This is a genomic window from Streptomyces sp. NPDC096105 (assembly GCF_044763335.1).
Classification (GTDB): Bacteria; Actinomycetota; Actinomycetes; order Streptomycetales; family Streptomycetaceae; genus Streptomyces.
The window spans coordinates 1-17,827 of the sequence record NZ_JBIWGC010000005.1; the positions used below are offsets into that span (position 1 = coordinate 1).

15 protein-coding genes and 2 rRNA genes are annotated in these 17,827 nt (G+C 73.8%); 13 read left to right on the plus strand and 4 right to left on the minus strand.

Annotated features, from left to right (window positions below):
• From ACIQ8B_RS09995 to ACIQ8B_RS10010, 4 genes are all read left to right on the plus strand, one after another.
• A 23S ribosomal RNA gene (locus ACIQ8B_RS09995) occupies positions 1 to 368 on the plus strand; the annotation flags it as partial.
• A 106-nt stretch (positions 369 to 474) separates the two neighbouring features.
• A 5S ribosomal RNA gene (rrf, locus tag ACIQ8B_RS10000) occupies positions 475 to 591 on the plus strand.
• Between the two features lie 259 nt (positions 592 to 850).
• Positions 851 to 1,939 carry a hypothetical protein gene (locus ACIQ8B_RS10005; RefSeq protein WP_403546581.1) on the plus strand — a complete coding sequence of 363 codons (1,089 nt, stop codon included), beginning with the start codon at positions 851 to 853 and terminating at the stop codon, positions 1,937 to 1,939.
• Entirely contained in the window at positions 1,831 to 2,574 is a 744-nt protein-coding gene (locus ACIQ8B_RS10010) for a tetratricopeptide repeat protein (protein WP_290008375.1), read from the plus strand. Before ACIQ8B_RS10005 ends, ACIQ8B_RS10010 begins: the two co-directional genes overlap by 109 nt.
• 81 nt (positions 2,575 to 2,655) lie before the next feature.
• Here the strand turns inward: ACIQ8B_RS10010 and ACIQ8B_RS10015 are convergent, their stop codons facing one another.
• Positions 2,656 to 3,948, minus strand: coding sequence for a DUF1015 family protein (locus ACIQ8B_RS10015; RefSeq protein ID WP_403546399.1), 1,293 nt, complete (start codon positions 3,946 to 3,948; stop codon positions 2,656 to 2,658).
• Positions 3,949 to 4,020: 72 nt separating this feature from the next.
• Between ACIQ8B_RS10015 and ACIQ8B_RS10020 the strand changes: the two genes are divergently transcribed.
• The 4 genes from ACIQ8B_RS10020 to ACIQ8B_RS10035 all read left to right on the plus strand — a co-directional run bounded on the left by ACIQ8B_RS10020 (position 4,021) and on the right by ACIQ8B_RS10035 (position 8,036).
• Positions 4,021 to 5,049, plus strand: coding sequence for an HAD-IIA family hydrolase (locus tag ACIQ8B_RS10020; protein ID WP_403546400.1), 1,029 nt, complete (start codon positions 4,021 to 4,023; stop codon positions 5,047 to 5,049).
• A 67-nt stretch (positions 5,050 to 5,116) separates the two neighbouring features.
• A complete protein-coding gene (locus ACIQ8B_RS10025; RefSeq protein ID WP_290008186.1) occupies positions 5,117 to 6,160 on the plus strand; it encodes an iron ABC transporter permease in 1,044 nt (347 codons plus the stop codon).
• The gene (locus ACIQ8B_RS10030; RefSeq protein WP_290008188.1) at positions 6,157 to 7,194 is read left to right on the plus strand and encodes an iron chelate uptake ABC transporter family permease subunit; all 1,038 of its coding nucleotides are present in this window, start codon (positions 6,157 to 6,159) and stop codon (positions 7,192 to 7,194) included. The genes ACIQ8B_RS10025 and ACIQ8B_RS10030 overlap by 4 nt, the downstream gene beginning before the upstream one ends.
• Positions 7,191 to 8,036 carry an ABC transporter ATP-binding protein gene (locus ACIQ8B_RS10035; RefSeq protein WP_290008190.1) on the plus strand — a complete coding sequence of 282 codons (846 nt, stop codon included), beginning with the start codon at positions 7,191 to 7,193 and terminating at the stop codon, positions 8,034 to 8,036. The genes ACIQ8B_RS10030 and ACIQ8B_RS10035 overlap by 4 nt, the downstream gene beginning before the upstream one ends.
• 175 nt (positions 8,037 to 8,211) lie before the next feature.
• On the opposite strand, the gene ACIQ8B_RS10040 is transcribed toward ACIQ8B_RS10035, so the two are convergent.
• Positions 8,212 to 8,559: a sterol-binding protein gene (locus tag ACIQ8B_RS10040; RefSeq protein WP_403546401.1), complete on the minus strand. Its 348-nt coding sequence runs from the start codon at positions 8,557 to 8,559 to the stop codon at positions 8,212 to 8,214.
• Between the two features lie 42 nt (positions 8,560 to 8,601).
• Here ACIQ8B_RS10040 and ACIQ8B_RS10045 point away from each other — a divergent pair, with 42 nt between their 5' ends.
• From ACIQ8B_RS10045 to ACIQ8B_RS10065, 5 genes are all read left to right on the plus strand, one after another.
• Positions 8,602 to 8,958, plus strand: a complete 357-nt coding sequence (locus tag ACIQ8B_RS10045; RefSeq protein WP_290008192.1) for a hypothetical protein — start codon at positions 8,602 to 8,604, stop codon at positions 8,956 to 8,958.
• 7 nt (positions 8,959 to 8,965) lie between these two features.
• Positions 8,966 to 9,781, plus strand: a complete 816-nt coding sequence (locus tag ACIQ8B_RS10050) for a TlyA family RNA methyltransferase (protein WP_403546402.1) — start codon at positions 8,966 to 8,968, stop codon at positions 9,779 to 9,781.
• Positions 9,778 to 10,683, plus strand: coding sequence for an NAD kinase (locus ACIQ8B_RS10055; protein ID WP_106414901.1), 906 nt, complete (start codon positions 9,778 to 9,780; stop codon positions 10,681 to 10,683). The genes ACIQ8B_RS10050 and ACIQ8B_RS10055 overlap by 4 nt, the downstream gene beginning before the upstream one ends.
• Positions 10,684 to 10,875: 192 nt before the next feature.
• Positions 10,876 to 12,618, plus strand: a complete 1,743-nt coding sequence (recN, locus tag ACIQ8B_RS10060; protein ID WP_403546403.1) for a DNA repair protein RecN — start codon at positions 10,876 to 10,878, stop codon at positions 12,616 to 12,618.
• A gap of 207 nt (positions 12,619 to 12,825) precedes the next feature.
• The gene (locus ACIQ8B_RS10065) at positions 12,826 to 13,965 is read left to right on the plus strand and encodes a glycosyltransferase family 4 protein (protein ID WP_403546404.1); all 1,140 of its coding nucleotides are present in this window, start codon (positions 12,826 to 12,828) and stop codon (positions 13,963 to 13,965) included.
• A 25-nt stretch (positions 13,966 to 13,990) separates the two neighbouring features.
• On the opposite strand, the gene ACIQ8B_RS10070 is transcribed toward ACIQ8B_RS10065, so the two are convergent.
• Positions 13,991 to 15,622, minus strand: coding sequence for a PucR family transcriptional regulator (locus tag ACIQ8B_RS10070; protein WP_403546405.1), 1,632 nt, complete (start codon positions 15,620 to 15,622; stop codon positions 13,991 to 13,993).
• Positions 15,623 to 15,706: 84 nt separating this feature from the next.
• Positions 15,707 to 17,506 (minus strand): glycoside hydrolase family 15 protein, encoded by a 1,800-nt coding sequence (locus ACIQ8B_RS10075; RefSeq protein ID WP_403546571.1) that lies wholly within the window; start codon positions 17,504 to 17,506, stop codon positions 15,707 to 15,709.
• Positions 17,507 to 17,827: the final 321 nt, after the last annotated feature.

The window sequence follows — 17,827 nt, forward strand, 5'->3', positions numbered from 1 at the left end:
TCGGTCCCAAGGGTTGGGCTGTTCGCCCATTAAAGCGGTACGCGAGCTGGGTTTAGAACGTCGTGAGACAGTTCGGTCCCTATCCGCTGTGCGCGTAGGAGTCTTGAGAAGGGCTGTCCCTAGTACGAGAGGACCGGGACGGACGAACCTCTGGTGTGCCAGTTGTTCTGCCAAGGGCATGGCTGGTTGGCTACGTTCGGGAGGGATAACCGCTGAAAGCATCTAAGCGGGAAGCCTGCTTCGAGATGAGGACTCCCACCCACTTGATGGGGTAAGGCTCCCAGTAGACGACTGGGTTGATAGGCCGGATATGGAAGCACGGTAACGTGTGGAGTTGACCGGTACTAATAGGCCGAGGGCTTGTCCTCAGTTGCTCGCGTCCACTGTGTTAGTTCTGAGACAACGACCGTTGTCGGCTTTGAGCAGAACACATACAACAGAAGAGTGTGCTTGTTCGCTCGAAACCATTAGGGTTTCGGTGGTCATAGCGTAGGGGAAACGCCCGGTTACATTCCGAACCCGGAAGCTAAGCCTTACAGCGCCGATGGTACTGCAGGGGGGACCCTGTGGGAGAGTAGGACGCCGCCGAACAATTTTTGGAAGGACCCCTGGTCGCCAGCGTTCAGCTGGGGCCAGGGGTCCTTTTTGTATTTATGCTTGCAGTACCCGAGACAGGAGTCACCCATGTCCACCAACTCTCCCGACGACCGACCGGAGCGCGACCAGCGGCGACGGGACAGTGGTGATCGCTCGGACCGCGGGGACCGTGGCGGCCAGCGCGGCGGCCTCCGGCGCGGCAACGACCGCGACCGTGGCTTCCGCAGGGACGGCGACCGTCCCCCCTTCCGCCGTGACGACCGCGACCGGGACTTCCGTCGTGACGACCGCGACCGCAGTGGTGGCCGGCCCGAGCGTGGCGGCTTCCGTGGGCGGGACGACAACCGTGGGGGCGAGCGCGGCGAGTACCGAGGGCGGGACGACCGGCGCGACGACCGACGGGACGACCGACGGGACGACCGGCGCGACGGTGACCGGGACCGTGGTGGTTACCGTGGCCGTGATGACAACCGGGGTGACCGTGGTGGCTTCCGTCGGGACGACAACCGGGGTGACCGGGGTGGCTTCCGGCGCGACGACCGCCCCGAGCGCGGCGACCGCGACCGGGACCGCGGCGGTTTCCGTCGCGACGACGACCGTGGATACGGCCGGCGCGACGACCGCCGGGACGACCGGGACCGTGGTGGTTACCGTGGCCGTGATGACAACCGGGGTGACCGGGGTGGCTTCCGTCGGGACGACCGTCCTGAGCGCGGCGACCGCGACCGGGACCGCGGCGGTTTCCGTCGCGACGACGACCGTAGGGACGACCGGGACCGTGGTGGTTACCGCGGCCGTGATGACAACCGGGGTGACCGGGGTGGCTTCCGTCGGGACGACAACCGGGGTGAGCGGGGCGGCTTCCGTCGGGACGACCGTCCTGAGCGCGGCGACCGCGACCGGGACCGCGGTGGCTTCCGTCGGGACGACAACCGGGGTGAGCGGGGCGGCTTCCGTCGCGACGACCGCCCCGAGCGCGGCGACCGCGGTGGTTTCCGGCGCGATGGCGACAGCCGTACCGACTCCCGCGGTGACCGCGACTCACGCGGTGGCGGCTTCCGTCGGGACGACCGGGACCGTGGCGGCTTCCGTGGCCGCGACGACCGTGGCCGCGGGCCGCGGCGCGACGACCGGGGCGGCCGTCCCGGTGGGTTCCGTGGGCGCGACGACCGTCAGGGCGGTGGCGGCCGGTTCCGTGACGAGCGGGACCGTGACCGCGAGCCCATCAAGCGGCTGCCGATCCCCGAGGACGTCACCGGCGAGGAGATCGACAAGGACGTCCGGCAGGAGCTGCAGAGCCTGCCCAAGACGCTCGCCGAAGACGTCGCCAAGAACCTGGTGATGGTCGCCCGTCTCATCGACGAGGACCCCGAGGGCGCCTACGCCTACTCCCGCATCGCTCTGCGTCTCGCCTCGCGCGTGGCCGCCGTACGGGAGGCCGCCGGGTTCGCCGCGTACGCGACGCAGAAGTACAGCGAGGCGCTCGCCGAGTTCCGGGCCGCTCGGCGGATGACCGGGACCGTGGAGCTGTGGCCGCTGATGGCGGACTGCGAGCGCGGGCTCGGACGGCCGGAGAAGGCGCTGGACATGGCCGGCGCCCCGGAGGTGCAGAAGCTGGACAAGGCTGGTCAGGTCGAGATGCGTCTCGTCGCGGCCGGCGCCCGGCGTGACATGGGCCAGCTGGACGCGGCCATCGTCACCCTGCAGAGCTCCGAGCTGGCGTCGAACTCCGTGCAGCCGTGGACCGCGCGTCTGCGGTACGCGTACGCCGACGCGCTGCTCGCGGCCGGCCGTGAGGGCGAGGCGCGCGAGTGGTTCGCCAAGGCCGTCGAGGCCGACCGGGACGGCAGCACGGACGCCTCCGACCGGCTGGCCGAGCTGGACGGCGTGGAGTTCATGGACGCCCTCGTCGAGGACGAGGACGAGAGCGCCACCGGCCGTGACGAGCAGGGCGCGCGGGACGACGACGAGGACTGACGTCCGCGCGGTGCAGCGCAGATGAAGAGGGGCGGGTCCCGGCACACAGCCGGGGCCCGCCCCTCTTCGCGTTCCCGGACCTCAGAGGTCCAGGGCGCGCAGCACCAGACCCGACGCGGGCTTCGGGCCGAACGACGTCGATTTGCGGGGCATCGTGACCCCCTGGCGGGCCAGGTCGCGGACCACGTCCTCGTGGACGGGGTGCATCAGCACCGCCGTTCCGCCGTCCCGTTGGGCCTTGTCCACCGTGGCCGCCGTGTCGTGGATGTACGCGATGTGGGCGGGATCGTCAGGGACGCGCCAGACGTGGTCGAGGAGCGTGGCGTGCAGGACCGTCGCGTCGAGGGTGCGCCAGGCCTCCGGGCGGTCCGCCGGCACCGTGCGGTCCAGCAGTGCGGGGTCGGGCCGGTCGACGAGGTGGAAGGCGCCGTCGTCCCCGGTGAGGAGGAAGGCGTTGCCCTCCGCCGCCGCCTCGGCCAGCGCGTCCATCGCCTTCGGCAGCGGTCCGTCCAGGCGGCGGACGCGGAAGGAGCCGTCGAGCGTCTCCAGTGCCTCGGCGACCGGCAGGTGGTACAGCAGGCGGTGGATGGCGCGGACCCGCAGCGGATAGCGGGCGGTGTCGACCAGGAGGATCAGGCCGTGGTCCCAGGGGCTGGGGGAGGGGTGCTCCGCGCGCAGCCGGCGGTAGGTCGCCCAGCGGTGGTGGCCGTCGGCGATCAGGGCCTGGTGGGCGGAGAGCTCACCGCGGACCACCGCCAGGTCGGCGGGGTCGGTGACGGACCACAGACGGTGGTGGACGCCGTCCTCGGTGGTGGTCGCCAGGAGCGGCGGCTGTCCGGCCGTGCGCTCGATCAGAGCGGCCGTCGCGGTGGCCGTGCCGTCGCCCCGGTAGGTGAGCAGCAGTGGTTCCAGGTTCGCGCTGGTGGCCCGCATCAGGTCCGCGCGGTCCGCGACGATGTGCGGCATGACCTCCTCGTGCGGCAGCACCAGCCGTTCCTCCGGGTCGGAGACGCGCAGTGCGCCGATCACGCCCCGCTGCACCAGGCCGTCGCCGGCGCGCTGCTCGTAGACGTACAGGGCGGGTTCCGGGTCGGCGGTGAGGACGCCCTCGGCGCGCCAGCGGCGGAGCGTCCGGGCGGCCTGGGCGTTGCGCTCCGCGGGCGTGGCGGCCTCGGGCAGGATCAGGCGGACGATGTTGTGGGGGTCGGCGGACTGGAGGTGGTGCAGGCCGTCGGGGCGGACCACGACGTCGTAGGGCGGGGATGTCACGGCGGCCAGGCTGCCGACCCGGTCGGGGTCGTACCGAAGGCCGCGGAACGGGGTGAGTTCCAGCCCTCGGGGCGCCGTTGCCTTCGAGTGACCTGCAGTATTCATCCCGGCATCGTACGGGTGCCGGCCCCATGGGGGATGATCGGGGGAAAGCCGTCGAACGAGGAGCGATGCGGAATGAGCCGGAGCGTCAGGACGAGGCCCGAGGGCAGTGGGCAGGCCCTGAGCGAGGCGTACGACACGGCGCTGCTCGACCTCGACGGAGTGGTGTACGCGGGCGGCGACGCCATCGAGCACGCGGTCCCCTCCCTCGCCGCGGCCCGCGACGGCGGGATGCGTCTCGCCTACGTGACCAACAACGCGCTGCGCACGCCCGACGCCGTCGCCGCCCACCTGACCGAGCTGGGCGTACCGGCCGAGGCCGGTGACGTGATCACCTCCGCGCAGGCGGTGGCGCGGCTCATCGCCGACCAGGTGCCGCAGGGCTCGCGGGTGCTGGTGGTGGGCGGCGAGGGCCTGCGGGTGGCGCTACAGGAGCGCGGGCTGGTGCCGGTGGAGTCGGCGGACGACGACCCGGTGGCGGTCGTGCAGGGGTACGGCGGTCCGGAGCTGCCGTGGAGCCGGTTCGCCGAGGCGAGCTACGCCGTGGCGCGCGGAGTGCCGTGGTTCGCGTCCAACACCGACCTGACGATCCCCAGCGGCCGGGGCATCGCGCCCGGCAACGGCGCGGCGGTCGAGGTCGTACGGATCGCCACCGGCGCCGAGCCGCAGGTGGCGGGCAAGCCGCTGCCGCCGATGCACCGCGAGACGATCCTGCGCACGGGCGCCGAGCGGCCGCTGGTGGTGGGGGACCGGCTGGACACGGACATCGAGGGGGCGTTCAACGGCGGGGTGGACTCGCTGCTGGTGCTCACCGGGGTGACCGACGGCGCGCGGCTCCTCGCGGCGCCGCCGCACCACCGGCCGACGTACGTGGACGCCGATCTGCGGGGGCTGCTCACCGGTCAGCCCGAGGTCGTTGAGGCCGGGGGCGGGTTCCGGTGCGGCGGCTGGACGGCGGCGGCCGTCGCCGGGCGGCTGGAGCTGGACGGGGACGGCACTCCCGTGGACGGGCTGCGGGCGCTGTGCGCGGCGGCCTGGACGGCGGCGGGCGACGAGGCGTGCGCCCTGGACGCGGGGAAGGCGCTGGCGCGGCTGGGGCTGTGACGGCCCTGACGGGGGCGGAGCGGCTTCCGGATCTTGTGCCGAGTGGAGGATAGGCTAGCCTAACCGGGTGTTGGTCGAGAGTCCCCCCGAACAGCGCGCGGAGACCGCCTCCGCGCCCCGCGGCCGCCGGGCGATACGCGCGCTCGGTCTGCTGGTGTCCTTCGCGGTCCTGGCGCTCGTCGCGCTGGCGAGCATCGCGGTCGGCGCGAAGGAACTGTCCCTGGAGCAGGTCTGGCACGGGCTGTTCGACGCGTCGGGCACCTACACCGACACCGTCGTGGCCGACCGGCTCTCCCGCACCCTGCTGGGCCTGCTCGCCGGCGCCGCCCTCGGTCTCGCCGGGGCCGTGTTGCAGGCGCTGACCCGCAACCCGCTGGCCGATCCGGGACTCCTCGGCCTGAACGCGGGCGCCTCCGCCGCGGTCGTCACCGCCATCACCTTCTTCGGCGTCACCTCCCTGTCCGGGTACGTGTGGTTCGCGTTCTTCGGTGCGGCCGCCGTCGGCGCGATCGTGTGGTTCCTCGGCGGCCGCCGGGGCGCGACCCCGGTACGGCTGGTGCTGGCCGGCACAGCCATCAGCGCCGCCCTCTACGGCTACCTCCAGGCCGTGATGATCCTCGACGACGCCGCGCTCGGCCGGATGCGTTTCTGGACGGTCGGCTCGCTCGCCTCCGGCAGCGACGAGGCCGTCATGCAGGTGGCGCCGTTCCTGGTCGTCGGCAGTCTGCTGGCGCTGACGCTCGCCCGGCCGCTGAACGCCATGGCCATGGGCGACGACACCGCCAAGGCCCTCGGCGCCGACCTCAACCGCACCCGCGCGCTGTCCATGCTGGTCGCGACGATGCTGAGCGGCGCGGCGACCGCCGCGTGCGGGCCGATCGTCTTCGTCGGCCTGATGGTGCCGCACGTGGTGCGCTCCTTCACCGGGCCCGACCAGCGCTGGATCCTGCCGTACGCGGCGGTCCTGTCGCCCGTGCTGCTGCTCGGCGCCGACGTGCTCGGCCGGATCGTGGCCCGTCCGGCCGAACTCCAGGTCGGCATCGTCACCGCGGTCATCGGCGGCCCGGTCTTCATTCTTCTCGTACGACGGCGGAGGACGGCCCAGCTGTGAAGACCAACCGTGCGGTGCGCGTCCCCGGCGGCCTCTCGGTCCGGCTGGACGTGCGTGCCTTCACCGTCGTCGTGCTGCTGATGCTGCTGGCGCTCGGCGCGAGCGTGCTGCTCATCGGCACCGGTGACTTCCCGATGTCCGCCTCCGACGTGCTGGCAGCCCTCGTCGGCCAGGGCGACGAGGGGCAGGAGTTCATCGTCACCGAGCTGCGGCTGCCGCGGGTCCTGGTCGGGCTGCTGGTCGGCGCCTCCCTCGGGATCGGCGGCGCGCTGTTCCAGTCCATCTCCCGCAACCCGCTGGGCAGCCCCGACATCCTGGGCCTCGGCCAGGGCGCCACGGCCGGCGCGCTCACCGTGATCGTGCTGTTCTCCGGCAGCGCCAACCAGGTGGCCCTCGGCGCGCTCGCCGGCGGCCTGCTCACCGGCACCGCCATCTACGTCCTCGCGTGGAAGCGGGGTGTGCACGGCTACCGGCTGGTGCTGGTCGGCATCGGCGTCGCGGCGGTCGTCACGGCCGTCAACGGCTATCTGCTCACCAAGTCCGACATCGTCGACGCGGCCCGCGCCGTCGTCTGGATGACCGGGTCCCTCGACGGGCGGGACTGGGACCAGGTGTGGCCGCTGCTCGCGCTGTGCGCCGTCCTCGTCCCGGTCGTCCTCGCCAACTCCCGCGCCCTGCGCATGACGGAGATGGGCGACGACGTCTCCAACGCCCTCGGCGTGCGCGTCGAGCGGCTCCGGCTGGTGCTGATGCTGTCCGCCGTGCTGCTCACCGCGTCCGCGACCGCCGCCGCCGGACCGGTCAGCTTCGTCGCGCTCACCGCGCCGCAGCTCGCCCGGCGCCTGACCCGCTCGCCGGGCCCGAACCTGGTCGCCTCGATGTGCATGGGCGCCGCCCTGCTGGTCCTCGCCGACTTCGTCTCCCAGCGGGCGTTCGGCGCCGACCAGCTGCCCGTGGGCGTGGTCACCGGCGTGCTCGGCGGTGTCTACCTGCTGTGGCTGCTGGTCACCGAGCGCAGGGCGGGCCGGATATGAGGCGCGCCGACCGGAAGAACACCCGAAGGAGCACCGTGAACCGCCTGTCCGCCGAGAACGTCACTCTGGCCTACGACCAGCGGGTCATCGCCGAACAGCTGTCGGTGGAGATACCGGACCACTCCTTCACCGTCGTCGTCGGCCCCAACGCCTGCGGCAAGTCCACCCTGCTGCGCGCCCTGTCCCGCATGCTCAGGCCCACCGAGGGCCGGGTGCTGCTGGACGGGCAGGCCATCCACGCGATGCCCGCCAAGAAGGTCGCCCGCACCCTCGGCCTGCTGCCGCAGTCGTCGATCGCGCCCGACGGCATCACCGTCGGCGACCTGGTCGCGCGCGGCCGCTACCCGCACCAGAGCCTGCTGCGCCAGTGGTCCGCCGAGGACGAGCGGGTCGTCCGGGAGTCCATGGCCCGCACCGGCGTCGCCGACCTCGCGGACCGCTACGTCGACGAGCTGTCCGGAGGGCAGCGGCAGCGGGTGTGGATCGCCATGGCGCTGGCCCAGGAGACGCCGTTGCTGCTGCTCGACGAGCCGACCACCTACCTGGACATCCAGCACCAGATCGACGTGCTCGACCTGTGCGCCGACCTGCACGAGGAGCAGGGCCGCACCCTCGTCGCCGTCCTGCACGACCTCAACCACGCCGCCCGGTACGCCACCCATCTGATCGCCCTGCGGGCCGGCCGGGTCATCGCCCAGGGCGCCCCGAAGGACATCGTCACCGCCGAGCTGGTGGAGGAGGTGTTCGGGCTGCGCTGCCAGGTCATCGACGACCCCGAGACGGGCACCCCGCTGGTGGTTCCGGCGGCCCGCGCGTCCCGGGCGGGGGCCGCGAAGGGGTGAGGCGGGCGCGGCAGGGACGCCGTGCGCCACGCCGAGGAGGCGCGCGCCGCGCCCGCCGTGTCGCCCGACGGCCCCGCCGAGCCGGCGCTCGCCGAGCTGTGCGCCGCCGTGGTGCGCCGGGCCGGCCGGCCTGTCGGGCCGCTCCCGCACGCCTCGCGCACCCGGGTGACTCCCGTCACAGGAGCTTCCTGAGCCGGAAGAGGTCGCGCAGCCCCGCCTCCAGCCGCACCCGGCCCGACCCCCAGGCACGGGCGAAGTGCAGCGTCCCGTCCACCAGGGCCACCAGGTCGTCGCCCGTCATGGCGAGCCGTATCTGCGCCTTCTCGCGCGGCGGCCCGGGGAAGGTGTCCCGCACCGCGATCCGGCCGCCGGTGAGCCGGCCCGCGAAGGTCACGTCCAGGTCCGTGACGTGGCAGCTGACCGACCGCTCCATCGACGCCGCCGCGCGGACGTCGCCCTCGGCGTTCCCCATGCTGTCCGCAAGCTTGTCGAGTGCCGCACGGCACTCCTCGATCGTGGCCATCGCGCACGACGGTACCCCAGCCGTTCGAGGTAGCGTCGGGGCATGAACGACGCAGTGCCGCAGGCGGCGGACGCGGGGCCGGACGCCGGGGACCCGCAGGAGGGGCCGGGCGCGTCCGGGGCGCCGCAGCCGCCGTACGACGACGGACCCGCCGGGCCCGCCCCCCTGGGCGTGCCGCGCACCCCCACCGGGAACGCCGAGGTCGACGCCCACGTGGAGCGGCTGGCCGACGCCGACCACCTCACCACCGACGGCCACCTCGAGGTGTACGAGGATGTACACCGGGGGCTGCGCGACGCGCTCACCGCGCTCGACGCCCGCCCGGGTCCCTCGCCCGCCGCCCCGCACCGGGGTCCGTCGGGGCGCCCGTCCCAGTCGGCACACGGACACAGGAGCTGAACCGAACGTGGCAGGAGTCGCACGCCGCCGTCTCGACGCGGAGCTGGTCCGCCGCAAGCTGGCGCGCTCGCGCGAGCACGCCAGCCAGCTGATCGCCGCCGGGCGGGTCAGTGTGGGCAGGACGGTGGCGACCAAGCCCGCCACCCAGGTGGAGACCGCGGCCGCGATCGTGGTCGCCGAGGACGCCGCTGACCCCGACTACGTTTCCCGCGGCGGTCACAAACTGGCCGGGGCACTGGACGCCTTCGTGCCGCGGGGGCTGGTCGTGAAGGGACGGAGGGCCCTCGACGCGGGCGCCTCCACCGGCGGTTTCACCGACGTGCTGCTGCGGGCGGGGGCCGCGCACGTGGTCGCGGTGGACGTCGGATACGGACAACTCGCCTGGTCTCTCCGGCAGGATGAACGCGTCACGGTCAAGGACCGTACGAACGTGCGGGAGTTGACGCTCGAGTCCATCGACGGGGAGCCAGTGGATCTTGTCGTGGGGGACCTGTCGTTCATCCCGCTCGGACTGGTGCTGCCCGCTCTGAAGCGGTGCGTGACGCCGGACGCCGATCTGGTGATGATGGTGAAACCGCAGTTCGAGGTGGGCAAGGAGCGGCTGGGCAGCGGCGGTGTCGTGCGCAGCCCGCAACTGCGCGCGGAAGCGGTCCGGGAGGTGGCCGCCAGGGCCTGGGGGCTGGGGCTCGGGGCGAAGGGCGTGACGGCCAGTCCGTTGCCCGGACCCTCCGGGAACGTCGAATACTTCCTGTGGCTGCGGGCCGGGGCACCGGAACTGGACCCGGCCGACGTTGACCGTGCTGTGGCGGAGGGGCCGCGTTGACACAGAACCGTGCTCGTACTGTTTTCCTGCTGGCCCACACCGGGCGGGCCGCGGCCATCCGCAGCGCCGAGCTCGTGGTCAGGGGCCTGCTGCGCTCGGGACTCGGGGTGCGGGTCCTGGAGGAGGAGGCCCGCGACCTGCCGCTCCCGGACGACGTGGAGACGGTCAAGGAGGCCACCCCGCAGTGCCTGGACGACTGCGAGCTGCTGATCGTCCTCGGCGGTGACGGCACACTGCTGCGCGGCGCCGAGTTCGCCCGTGCGTCCGGGGTGCCGATGCTGGGCGTCAACCTCGGCCGTGTGGGCTTCCTCGCCGAGGCCGAGCGGGACGACCTGGAGAAGGTCGTCGACCGGGTGGTGAGCCGGGCGTACGAGGTCGAGGAACGGATGACCGTCGACGTCGTGGTGCACCGCAACGGCGACATCGTGCACACCGACTGGGCGCTGAACGAGGCGGCCGTGCAGAAGGTGTCCGCCGAGCGGATGCTGGAGGTCGTCCTGGAGATCGACGGGCGGCCGGTGACCGGCTTCGGCTGCGACGGCATCGTGTGCGCCACGCCCACCGGGTCCACCGCGTACGCGTTCTCCGCGGGCGGGCCCGTGGTGTGGCCGGAGGTCGAGGCGCTGCTGATGGTGCCGATCAGCGCGCACGCGCTGTTCGCCAAACCGCTGGTGACCTCGCCGGACTCGGTGCTGGCGGTGGAGGTGCTGCCGCACGTCCCGCCGGGCGTGCTGTGGTGCGACGGGCGCCGCACGGTCGAGCTGCCGGCCGGGGCGCGCGTGGAGGTGCGGCGGGGAGCCGTGCCGGTACGGCTGGCCCGGCTGCACCACGCCTCCTTCACCGACCGCCTGGTGGCGAAGTTCGCCCTCCCGGTGTCGGGGTGGCGGGGGGCGCCGCAGTAGGGCCCGCGGCGCCGCGCCACGTCCCCGCGTGTGCGGGGAGCACCGTATCCGGACGTCGTCGGGAACGGCGACGGCCGGACCGTCCCCGCGAGGGCGGGAACACCCGTTCAACGAGTGATGTCCCGGCATGCCGCGGTCCGCCACAGCGTCCGCGGGGCGGGGTGGCGTCGCACAACACCTGTGGGACCTCGTATGGTCTGGAGGGTGTTGGAGGAGATGCGGATACGGTCGCTCGGTGTCATCGACGACGCCGTCGTCGAGCTGTCGCCCGGCTTCACCGCCGTGACCGGCGAGACCGGCGCGGGCAAGACCATGGTGGTCACGAGCCTGGGCCTGCTGCTCGGCGGGCGCGCGGACGCGGCGCTGGTGCGGATCGGCGCGCGCAACGCCGTGGTCGAGGGGCGGATCGCCGTGCCTGAGGGTTCGCCGGCCGTCGTGCGCGCCGAGGAGGCCGGGGCCGAGCTCGACGAGGGGACGCTGCTGGTCAGCCGTACCGTCTCGGCCGAGGGGCGGTCGCGGGCGCACCTGGGCGGGCGCAGTGTGCCCGTGGGGCTGCTGGCGGAGCTCGCCGACGACCTGGTGGCCGTGCACGGGCAGAGCGACCAGCAGGGTCTGCTGAAGCTGTCCCGGCAGCGGCAGGCGCTCGACCGGTACGCCGGGTACGCGGTCGCCGTGCCGCTCGGCGCGTACGCGGAGGCGTACAAGCGGCTGCGGGCGGTCACCGCGGAGCTGGAGGAGATCACCACCCGTGCGCGGGAGCGGGCCCAGGAGGCCGACATGCTGCGCTTCGGGCTGGAGGAGATCGCCGCGGTCGAGCCGCGTGCGGGCGAGGACACGGAGCTGGCGGAGGAGGCGGAGCGGCTCGGGCACGCCGAGGCGCTGAGGTCGGCCGCCGCGGTCGCGCACGCCGCGCTGGCGGGCAACCTGGAGGACCCGGAGGGCGTGGACGCCGGGACGCTCGTCGCGGGCGCCCAGCGGGCCCTGGACGCCGTGCGGGCGCACGACCCGGCGCTGGCCGCGCTGACCGACCGGATCGGGGAGATCGGCATCCTGCTGCGTGACGTCGCGGGCGAGCTGGCCGGTTACGCCGACGACCTGGACGCGGACCCGCTGCGGCTGGCGGCGGTCGAGGAGCGCCGGGCGGCGCTGAACGGGCTGACCCGCAAGTACGGCGAGGACGTCGCCGAGGTGCTGGCGTGGGCGGAGCGGAGCGCCGCGCGCCTCACGGAGCTGGAGGGCGACGACGAGCGGATCGGCGAGCTGACCGCCGAGCGTGACGCGCTCCGCGCCGAACTGGGTGCGCTGGCCCAGGAGTTGTCGGAGGCGCGGGCGGAGGCCGCGGAGCGGTTCGCGGCGGCCGTGACGGAGGAGCTGGCGTCGCTCGCCATGCCGCACGCGCGCGTGTCGTTCGACATCCGGCAGACCGAGGACCCCGACGGTGTCGAGGTGAACGGGCGCACGGTGGCGTACGGGCCGTCGGGTGTGGACGAGGTCGAGCTGCTGCTGGCTCCGCACCCCGGGGCGCCGCCCCGGCCGATCGCCAAGGGCGCCTCGGGCGGTGAGCTGTCGCGCGTGATGCTGGCCGTGGAGGTCGTGTTCGCCGGGACCGACCCGGTGCCGACGTACCTGTTCGACGAGGTGGACGCCGGCGTGGGGGGCAAGGCGGCGGTGGAGATCGGACGGCGTCTCGCCCGTCTGGCGAAGAAGGCGCAGGTCGTGGTCGTCACGCACCTGCCGCAGGTGGCCGCGTTCGCCGACCGGCAGCTGCTGGTGGAGAAGACCAGCGACGGCTCGGTCACCCGGTCCGGCGTGAAGGTGCTGGAGGGCGAGGACCGCGTACGGGAGTTGTCGCGGATGCTGGCCGGCCAGGAGGACTCCGAGACGGCGCGGGCGCACGCGGAGGAGCTGCTGGCGGCGGCGCGGGTGGACGTCTGACCCTGCCGGAAGAGGATCTTCCGTCGTTCGTACGGGTGATGTGCCGTCAGGTGTGGACCCCGGCGTACGCCGGCGCGTTTCCCGGAACTGCCGGGCGTGCTGGCATGCTTGACGGTGTACGCGGAGGAAGCCGCGCGGCCCACCCCTCCGCGGGATCCTTCGGTACGTTCGTCGTGACCGTCCGACCCGAACCAGGAGCCCGGCCACGTGACCCCCGTGAGCAGCCACGCACCGCACGGTCAGTCGCCGCTGCGCACCGTGCAGGTGCTGGGCGGCGGCAACGCCGCGAGCGGCGCGCACGTGCGCTCGCTGGCCGCGGGACTCGTGGCGAGGGGGGTGCGGGTCACGGTGTGCGCCCCCGAGGAGGCCGACCGCGCCTACGACTTCACCGGGGCCGGGGCGGAGCACGTCCACGTGCCGCGCAGCAGCGACCCGGGGTCGGTGGCCGTGCTGCGCGCCGCCTGCTCGGACGCGGACCTGGTGCACGCGCACGGTCTGCACGCCTCGTTCCGCACGTCCCTGGCGCTCGGCGGACGCGGCACCCCGTTCGTCGTCACCTGGCACGACCGGACGCACGCCGAAGGCCCCCGCGCGCACTTCCTGCGCGTGCTGGAGCGGCGGGTCGCGCGGGCGGCCGGTGTGGTGCTGGGGACGACCTCCGCGCTGGTGGACCGGGCGCGCCGCAGCGGGGCGCGTGACGCCCGGCTGGCCCCGGTCTCCCTGCCCGGACCCCGCAGCGCGCCGGCGCCGGAGGAGACCGAGCGGCGCATGCCCAAGGTGCGCGCCGAACTCGGCGCCGTGGACCGCCCGTTGATCGTGGCCGTCGGTTCCCTGGAGCGGCACCGGGGCCACGACGTCCTGCTGGACGCCACGCACGCCTGGCAGCGCCTCGACCCGGCGCCGCTGGTGGTGATCGCGGGGGAGGGGCCGCTGCACGGCGAACTGCGCCGTGCCGTCGAGACCCAGGACCTCCCGGTGCGGCTGCTCGGCCGCCGTGAGGACGCCTCGGACCTGCTGGCCGCGGCCGACGTGGCCGTGCTGCCGAGTCGCAGGGAGGAGGGGCGCTCCCTGTTCGCCCAAGAGGCGCTCCACGCGCGCGTGCCGCTCGTCGCGACCCGGGTGGGCGGCATTCCCGAACTCGTCGGCGACGCGGCGGAACTCGTGCCGCACGGCAACGCGCGGGCACTCGCCGACGCCGTGATCCGGCTGCTGACGGACCCGGAGCACCGGGAGTCGCTCGTGCGGCGGGGGGTACGGCAGGCCGCGACCTGGCCGACCGAGGACCAGACGGTCGCCCAGGTCCTCAGCGTCTACGACGAGCTGACCCGGCTCCGGCCACTGATCTGAACCCCCTGCGGGTCCCGCTCGCCGGTCAGGGCACGTGCCGCCGTGCCCGCAGGGCCAGGCTCAGCGTCAGCACCGTCCGGGGGTCGTCGAGGTCGGTGCCCAGCAACTCCCCGATGCGGGCGAGCCGGTTGTAGAGCGTCTGCCGGTTCAGATGCAGCTCCCGCGCGGTCTCCGCCTTGCGCCCGGCGTGCGCCAGGTACGTCTCCAGGGTGGGCAGCAGCGCGGGCCGGGAGCGCCGGTCGTGGTCCAGCACCGGGCCGATCGCCCGGTCCACGAAGTCCGCCAGGTCCGGATGGTCGCGCAGCCGCCACAGCAGCAGGTCGATGTCCAGCCGCCGGGCGTCGTACCAGGGACGCTCGGGCAGCCCCTGCGCCGCCGTGGCCGTCTCCACCGCGTGCCGCAGCCCCGCCGGCACCGCCGCCCAGTCGCCGGCCGGCCCGACCACCACCACGGGCGGCCGGCCGCCCGGCCGCAGCTTCCCCGCGCGCTCCACCCCGGCGCGCAGCGCGGCCGCCACCCGGTCCGCGACGGACGGCCGGTCCGTGTCCGCGCGCAGCGCGAGCAGCAGCGGCACCCGTCCCTCGACCGGCCGCACACCGAGCAGCACCGGCACGCCGAGCGAGGACAGCTCCTCGCCCACCGCGCGGGCCAGCACCGCCCAGCCGCCGCCCTGCGGGGACAGCGTGTCGCCGAGCCGCATGACCACTGGCAGCAGCGGCCCCCGGCCCGGCTTGAAGCCCAGCACCCGGGCCTGGGCGGGCGCGTCCTGGGCGCTGACCCGGCCCTCGGCGAGGTCGGTGAGGAAGTCGCCGCGGCCACGCGCCGCCAGCTCCTCCTCCTGGCGGGCCTGCATCAGCACCACGGCGAGGACGCCCGCGGCCCGCTCCGCGGCCATCCGGTGCACCGGCTCCGGCGCGCAGCGCACCGGCAGCAGCACCAGCCGCGCCCGGACGCCGCCGCTGCCGGGCCCCCCGCCGGGCACGTCCACCAGGACCGTGCCGGCCGGCGGATCGTCCCGCCGACGGTCGCGCAGCCCCTCCCACACCTGGAGCGGGTCCGCGCCCTCGGCTCCCTCCCCGGCCGCGTACAGCAACCGGCCGTCGGCGGTCTCCAGGAACACGGGGTTTCCGGTGAACCCGGCGAGGATCTCCAGGACCTGCGGCACGCCCCCGCCGGCCAGCAGCGCCTCGGTGCAATGCCGGTGCACCTCCTCCGCGCGCTGGAGCAGCGCGTAGTGCCCGTTGACGATCTCGGTGTGGATCTCCTCGGTGACCGTGACGAACGGCACCTCGCGATGGAGCTGGACCAGCGGCAGCCCGGCGGAGCGGGCCGCGTCGACCAGGGCGGCGGGCAGCCGGGGGAAGCGCGGGCCGAGCTCGACCACCAGGGCCGCGATGCCCCGGTCGGCCAGCGTGCGCACGAACGCCCGCTGGTCGGCCGGGCGGGCGCCGAGTCCGTAGCCGGTGGTGAGCAGCAGTTCGCCGCCCTTGAGCAGGGAGGCGATGTGGGGCACCTCGCCCGCGTGCACCCAGCGCACCGTGCGCCCCAGCCGCTCGGCGCCGGCGAGGACCTCGGGGAGGCCGCCGCGCAGTCCGGGCAGTTCCAGGGCGCGCTGCACGGTGATGCCCGTGGGCGGGGGTGTGCCGGCGGTGCTCATGCAGCGGACGCTACCCGCAGGCGTGTCCCCGTCACACGTCCGGCCCGCGCCGCCCCCGGACCGGCCGGGGGCGGCGCGGTGCCGTCAGCCTCCGTACGCCCCCGACGCCGTCAGGCGCAGGGCCGTGTCGATGAGCGGGACGTGGCTGAACGCCTGCGGGAAGTTGCCCACCTGGCGCTGCAGGCGCGGGTCCCACTCCTCCGCCAGCAGACCGAGGTCGTTGCGCAGCGACAGCAGCTTCTCGAACAGCTTCCGCGCCTCGTCCACGCGCCCGATCATGGCCAGGTCGTCGGCCATCCAGAACGAGCAGGCGAGGAACGCCCCCTCGTCGCCGGGCAGGCCGTCGACGCCCTCGTCCTTGCCCTCGGTCGGGTAGCGCAGGATGAAGCCGTCGGAGGTGGACAGCTCGCGCTGGATCGCCTCGACGGTGCCGATCACCCGCTTGTCGTCCGGCGGCAGGAAGCCCACCTGGGGGATCAGCAGCAGGGCCGCGTCCAGCTCCTGGGAGCCGTACGACTGGGTGAAGGTGTTGCGCTCCTCGTCGTAGCCCTTCTCGCACACGTCCCGGTGGATGTCGTCGCGCAGCCGCTTCCACTGCTCCAGCGGGCCGTGGGCGTCGCCGGACTCGATGAGCTTGATGGTGCGGTCGACGGCCACCCAGGCCATCACCTTGGAGTGCACGAAGTGGCGGCGCGGGCCGCGCACCTCCCAGATGCCCTCGTCCGGCTCCTGCCAGTGCTTCTCCAGGTACTGGATCAGCTTGAGCTGGAGCAGCGAGGCGTAGTCGTTGCGCGCGAGGCCGGTCATGTGGGCCAGGTGCAGGGCCTCGGTGACCTCGCCGTACACGTCGAGCTGGAGCTGGTGGGCCGCGCCGTTGCCCACCCGGACGGGGGCGGAGTTCTCGTAGCCGGGCAGCCAGTCCAGCTCCGCCTCGCCGAGCTCGCGTTCGCCGGCGATGCCGTACATGATCTGCAGGTTCTCCGGGTCGCCCGCCACCGCGCGCAGCAGCCACTCGCGCCAGGCACGGGCCTCCTCGCGGTAGCCGGTGCGCAGCAGCGAGGAGAGGGTGATCGCCGCGTCCCGCAGCCAGGTGTAGCGGTAGTCCCAGTTGCGGACGCCGCCGATGTCCTCGGGCAGGGAGGTGGTGGGCGCGGCGACGATGCCGCCGGTCGGGGCGTAGGTGAGGGCCTTCAGCGTGATCAGGGAGCGGATCACGGCCTCGCGGTAGGGGCCGTGGTACGTACAGTGCTCGACCCACTCGCTCCAGAAGTCCTCGGTGGCGTCGAGGGCCTGCTCGGGCTCGGGCAGCGCCGGGGGCTGCTTGTGCGACGGCTCCCAGGAGAGGGTGAACGCCACCCGGTCGCCGGGCGCGACGGTGAAGTCCGAGTACGTGGTCAGGTCCTCGCCGTAGGTCTCGACGCCGGTGTCGAACCACACGGAATCGGGGCCGGCCACGGCGACCGTGCGGCCCTCGTGCCGGCGCACCCACGGCACCACCCGGCCGTAGGCGAAGCGCATGCGCAGCGCCGAGCGCATGGGCACCCGGCCCGAGACGCCTTCCACGATGCGGATGAGCTGGGGGGCGCCGTCGCGCGGGGGCATGAAATCCGTCACGCGGACCGTGCCGCGGGGGGTGTCCCACTCGGATTCCAGGATCAGGGAGTCGCCCCGGTAACGGCGCCGGGCCGCCGCGGGCGGCTCCGCGTCCGGGTGCGCGGGGCCCAGCCGCCAGAAGCCGTGTTCCTCGGTTCCCAGCAGCCCGGCGAAGATGGCGTGCGAGTCGAAGCGCGGCAGGCACAGCCAGTCGACCGTGCCGTCCCGGCAGACCAGCGCCGCGGTCTGCATGTCTCCGATGAGTGCGTAGTCTTCGATGCGCCCGGCCACGTGCATCTCCAGTCGAACGGCCACGTCACCCCGCGAGGGGGCTGTCGCTAGTGCGGTCAAGGGGGGTCTTGCAAAATGTCGTTGAGCTGTGAAGCAAAGCAGTCGCTCAGCCGTTCATGCAAAGCGCCGATCTCTGCTCAACGAACTGACGAGCCCACGTTGTTCCGGGACTTACGGGCGGGGGTGGTGCCGTTCGGCCGGCCGGGCTCGGCAGCGAATGTCCGAGCAGGATACGACGCACGCAGATGATCTGTGTGCCGCTCGCGGCAACGCGGCCCCGCCGAACGAGTGAGCCTCGGGTGAGGGTCCTGTGTGTGGTAC

Coding starts and splice junctions, on each gene's coding strand:
- ACIQ8B_RS10015 (WP_403546399.1), bottom strand. CDS start 3,948: ATGAATACTGCAGGTCACTCGAAGGCAACGGCGCCCCGAGGGCTGGAA.
- ACIQ8B_RS10020 (WP_403546400.1), top strand. CDS start 4,021: ATGAGCCGGAGCGTCAGGACGAGGCCCGAGGGCAGTGGGCAGGCCCTG.
- ACIQ8B_RS10035 (WP_290008190.1), top strand. CDS start 7,191: ATGAGGCGCGCCGACCGGAAGAACACCCGAAGGAGCACCGTGAACCGC.
- ACIQ8B_RS10040 (WP_403546401.1), bottom strand. CDS start 8,559: ATGGCCACGATCGAGGAGTGCCGTGCGGCACTCGACAAGCTTGCGGAC.
- ACIQ8B_RS10045 (WP_290008192.1), top strand. CDS start 8,602: ATGAACGACGCAGTGCCGCAGGCGGCGGACGCGGGGCCGGACGCCGGG.
- recN (WP_403546403.1), top strand. CDS start 10,876: ATGGTCTGGAGGGTGTTGGAGGAGATGCGGATACGGTCGCTCGGTGTC.
- ACIQ8B_RS10070 (WP_403546405.1), bottom strand. CDS start 15,622: ATGAGCACCGCCGGCACACCCCCGCCCACGGGCATCACCGTGCAGCGC.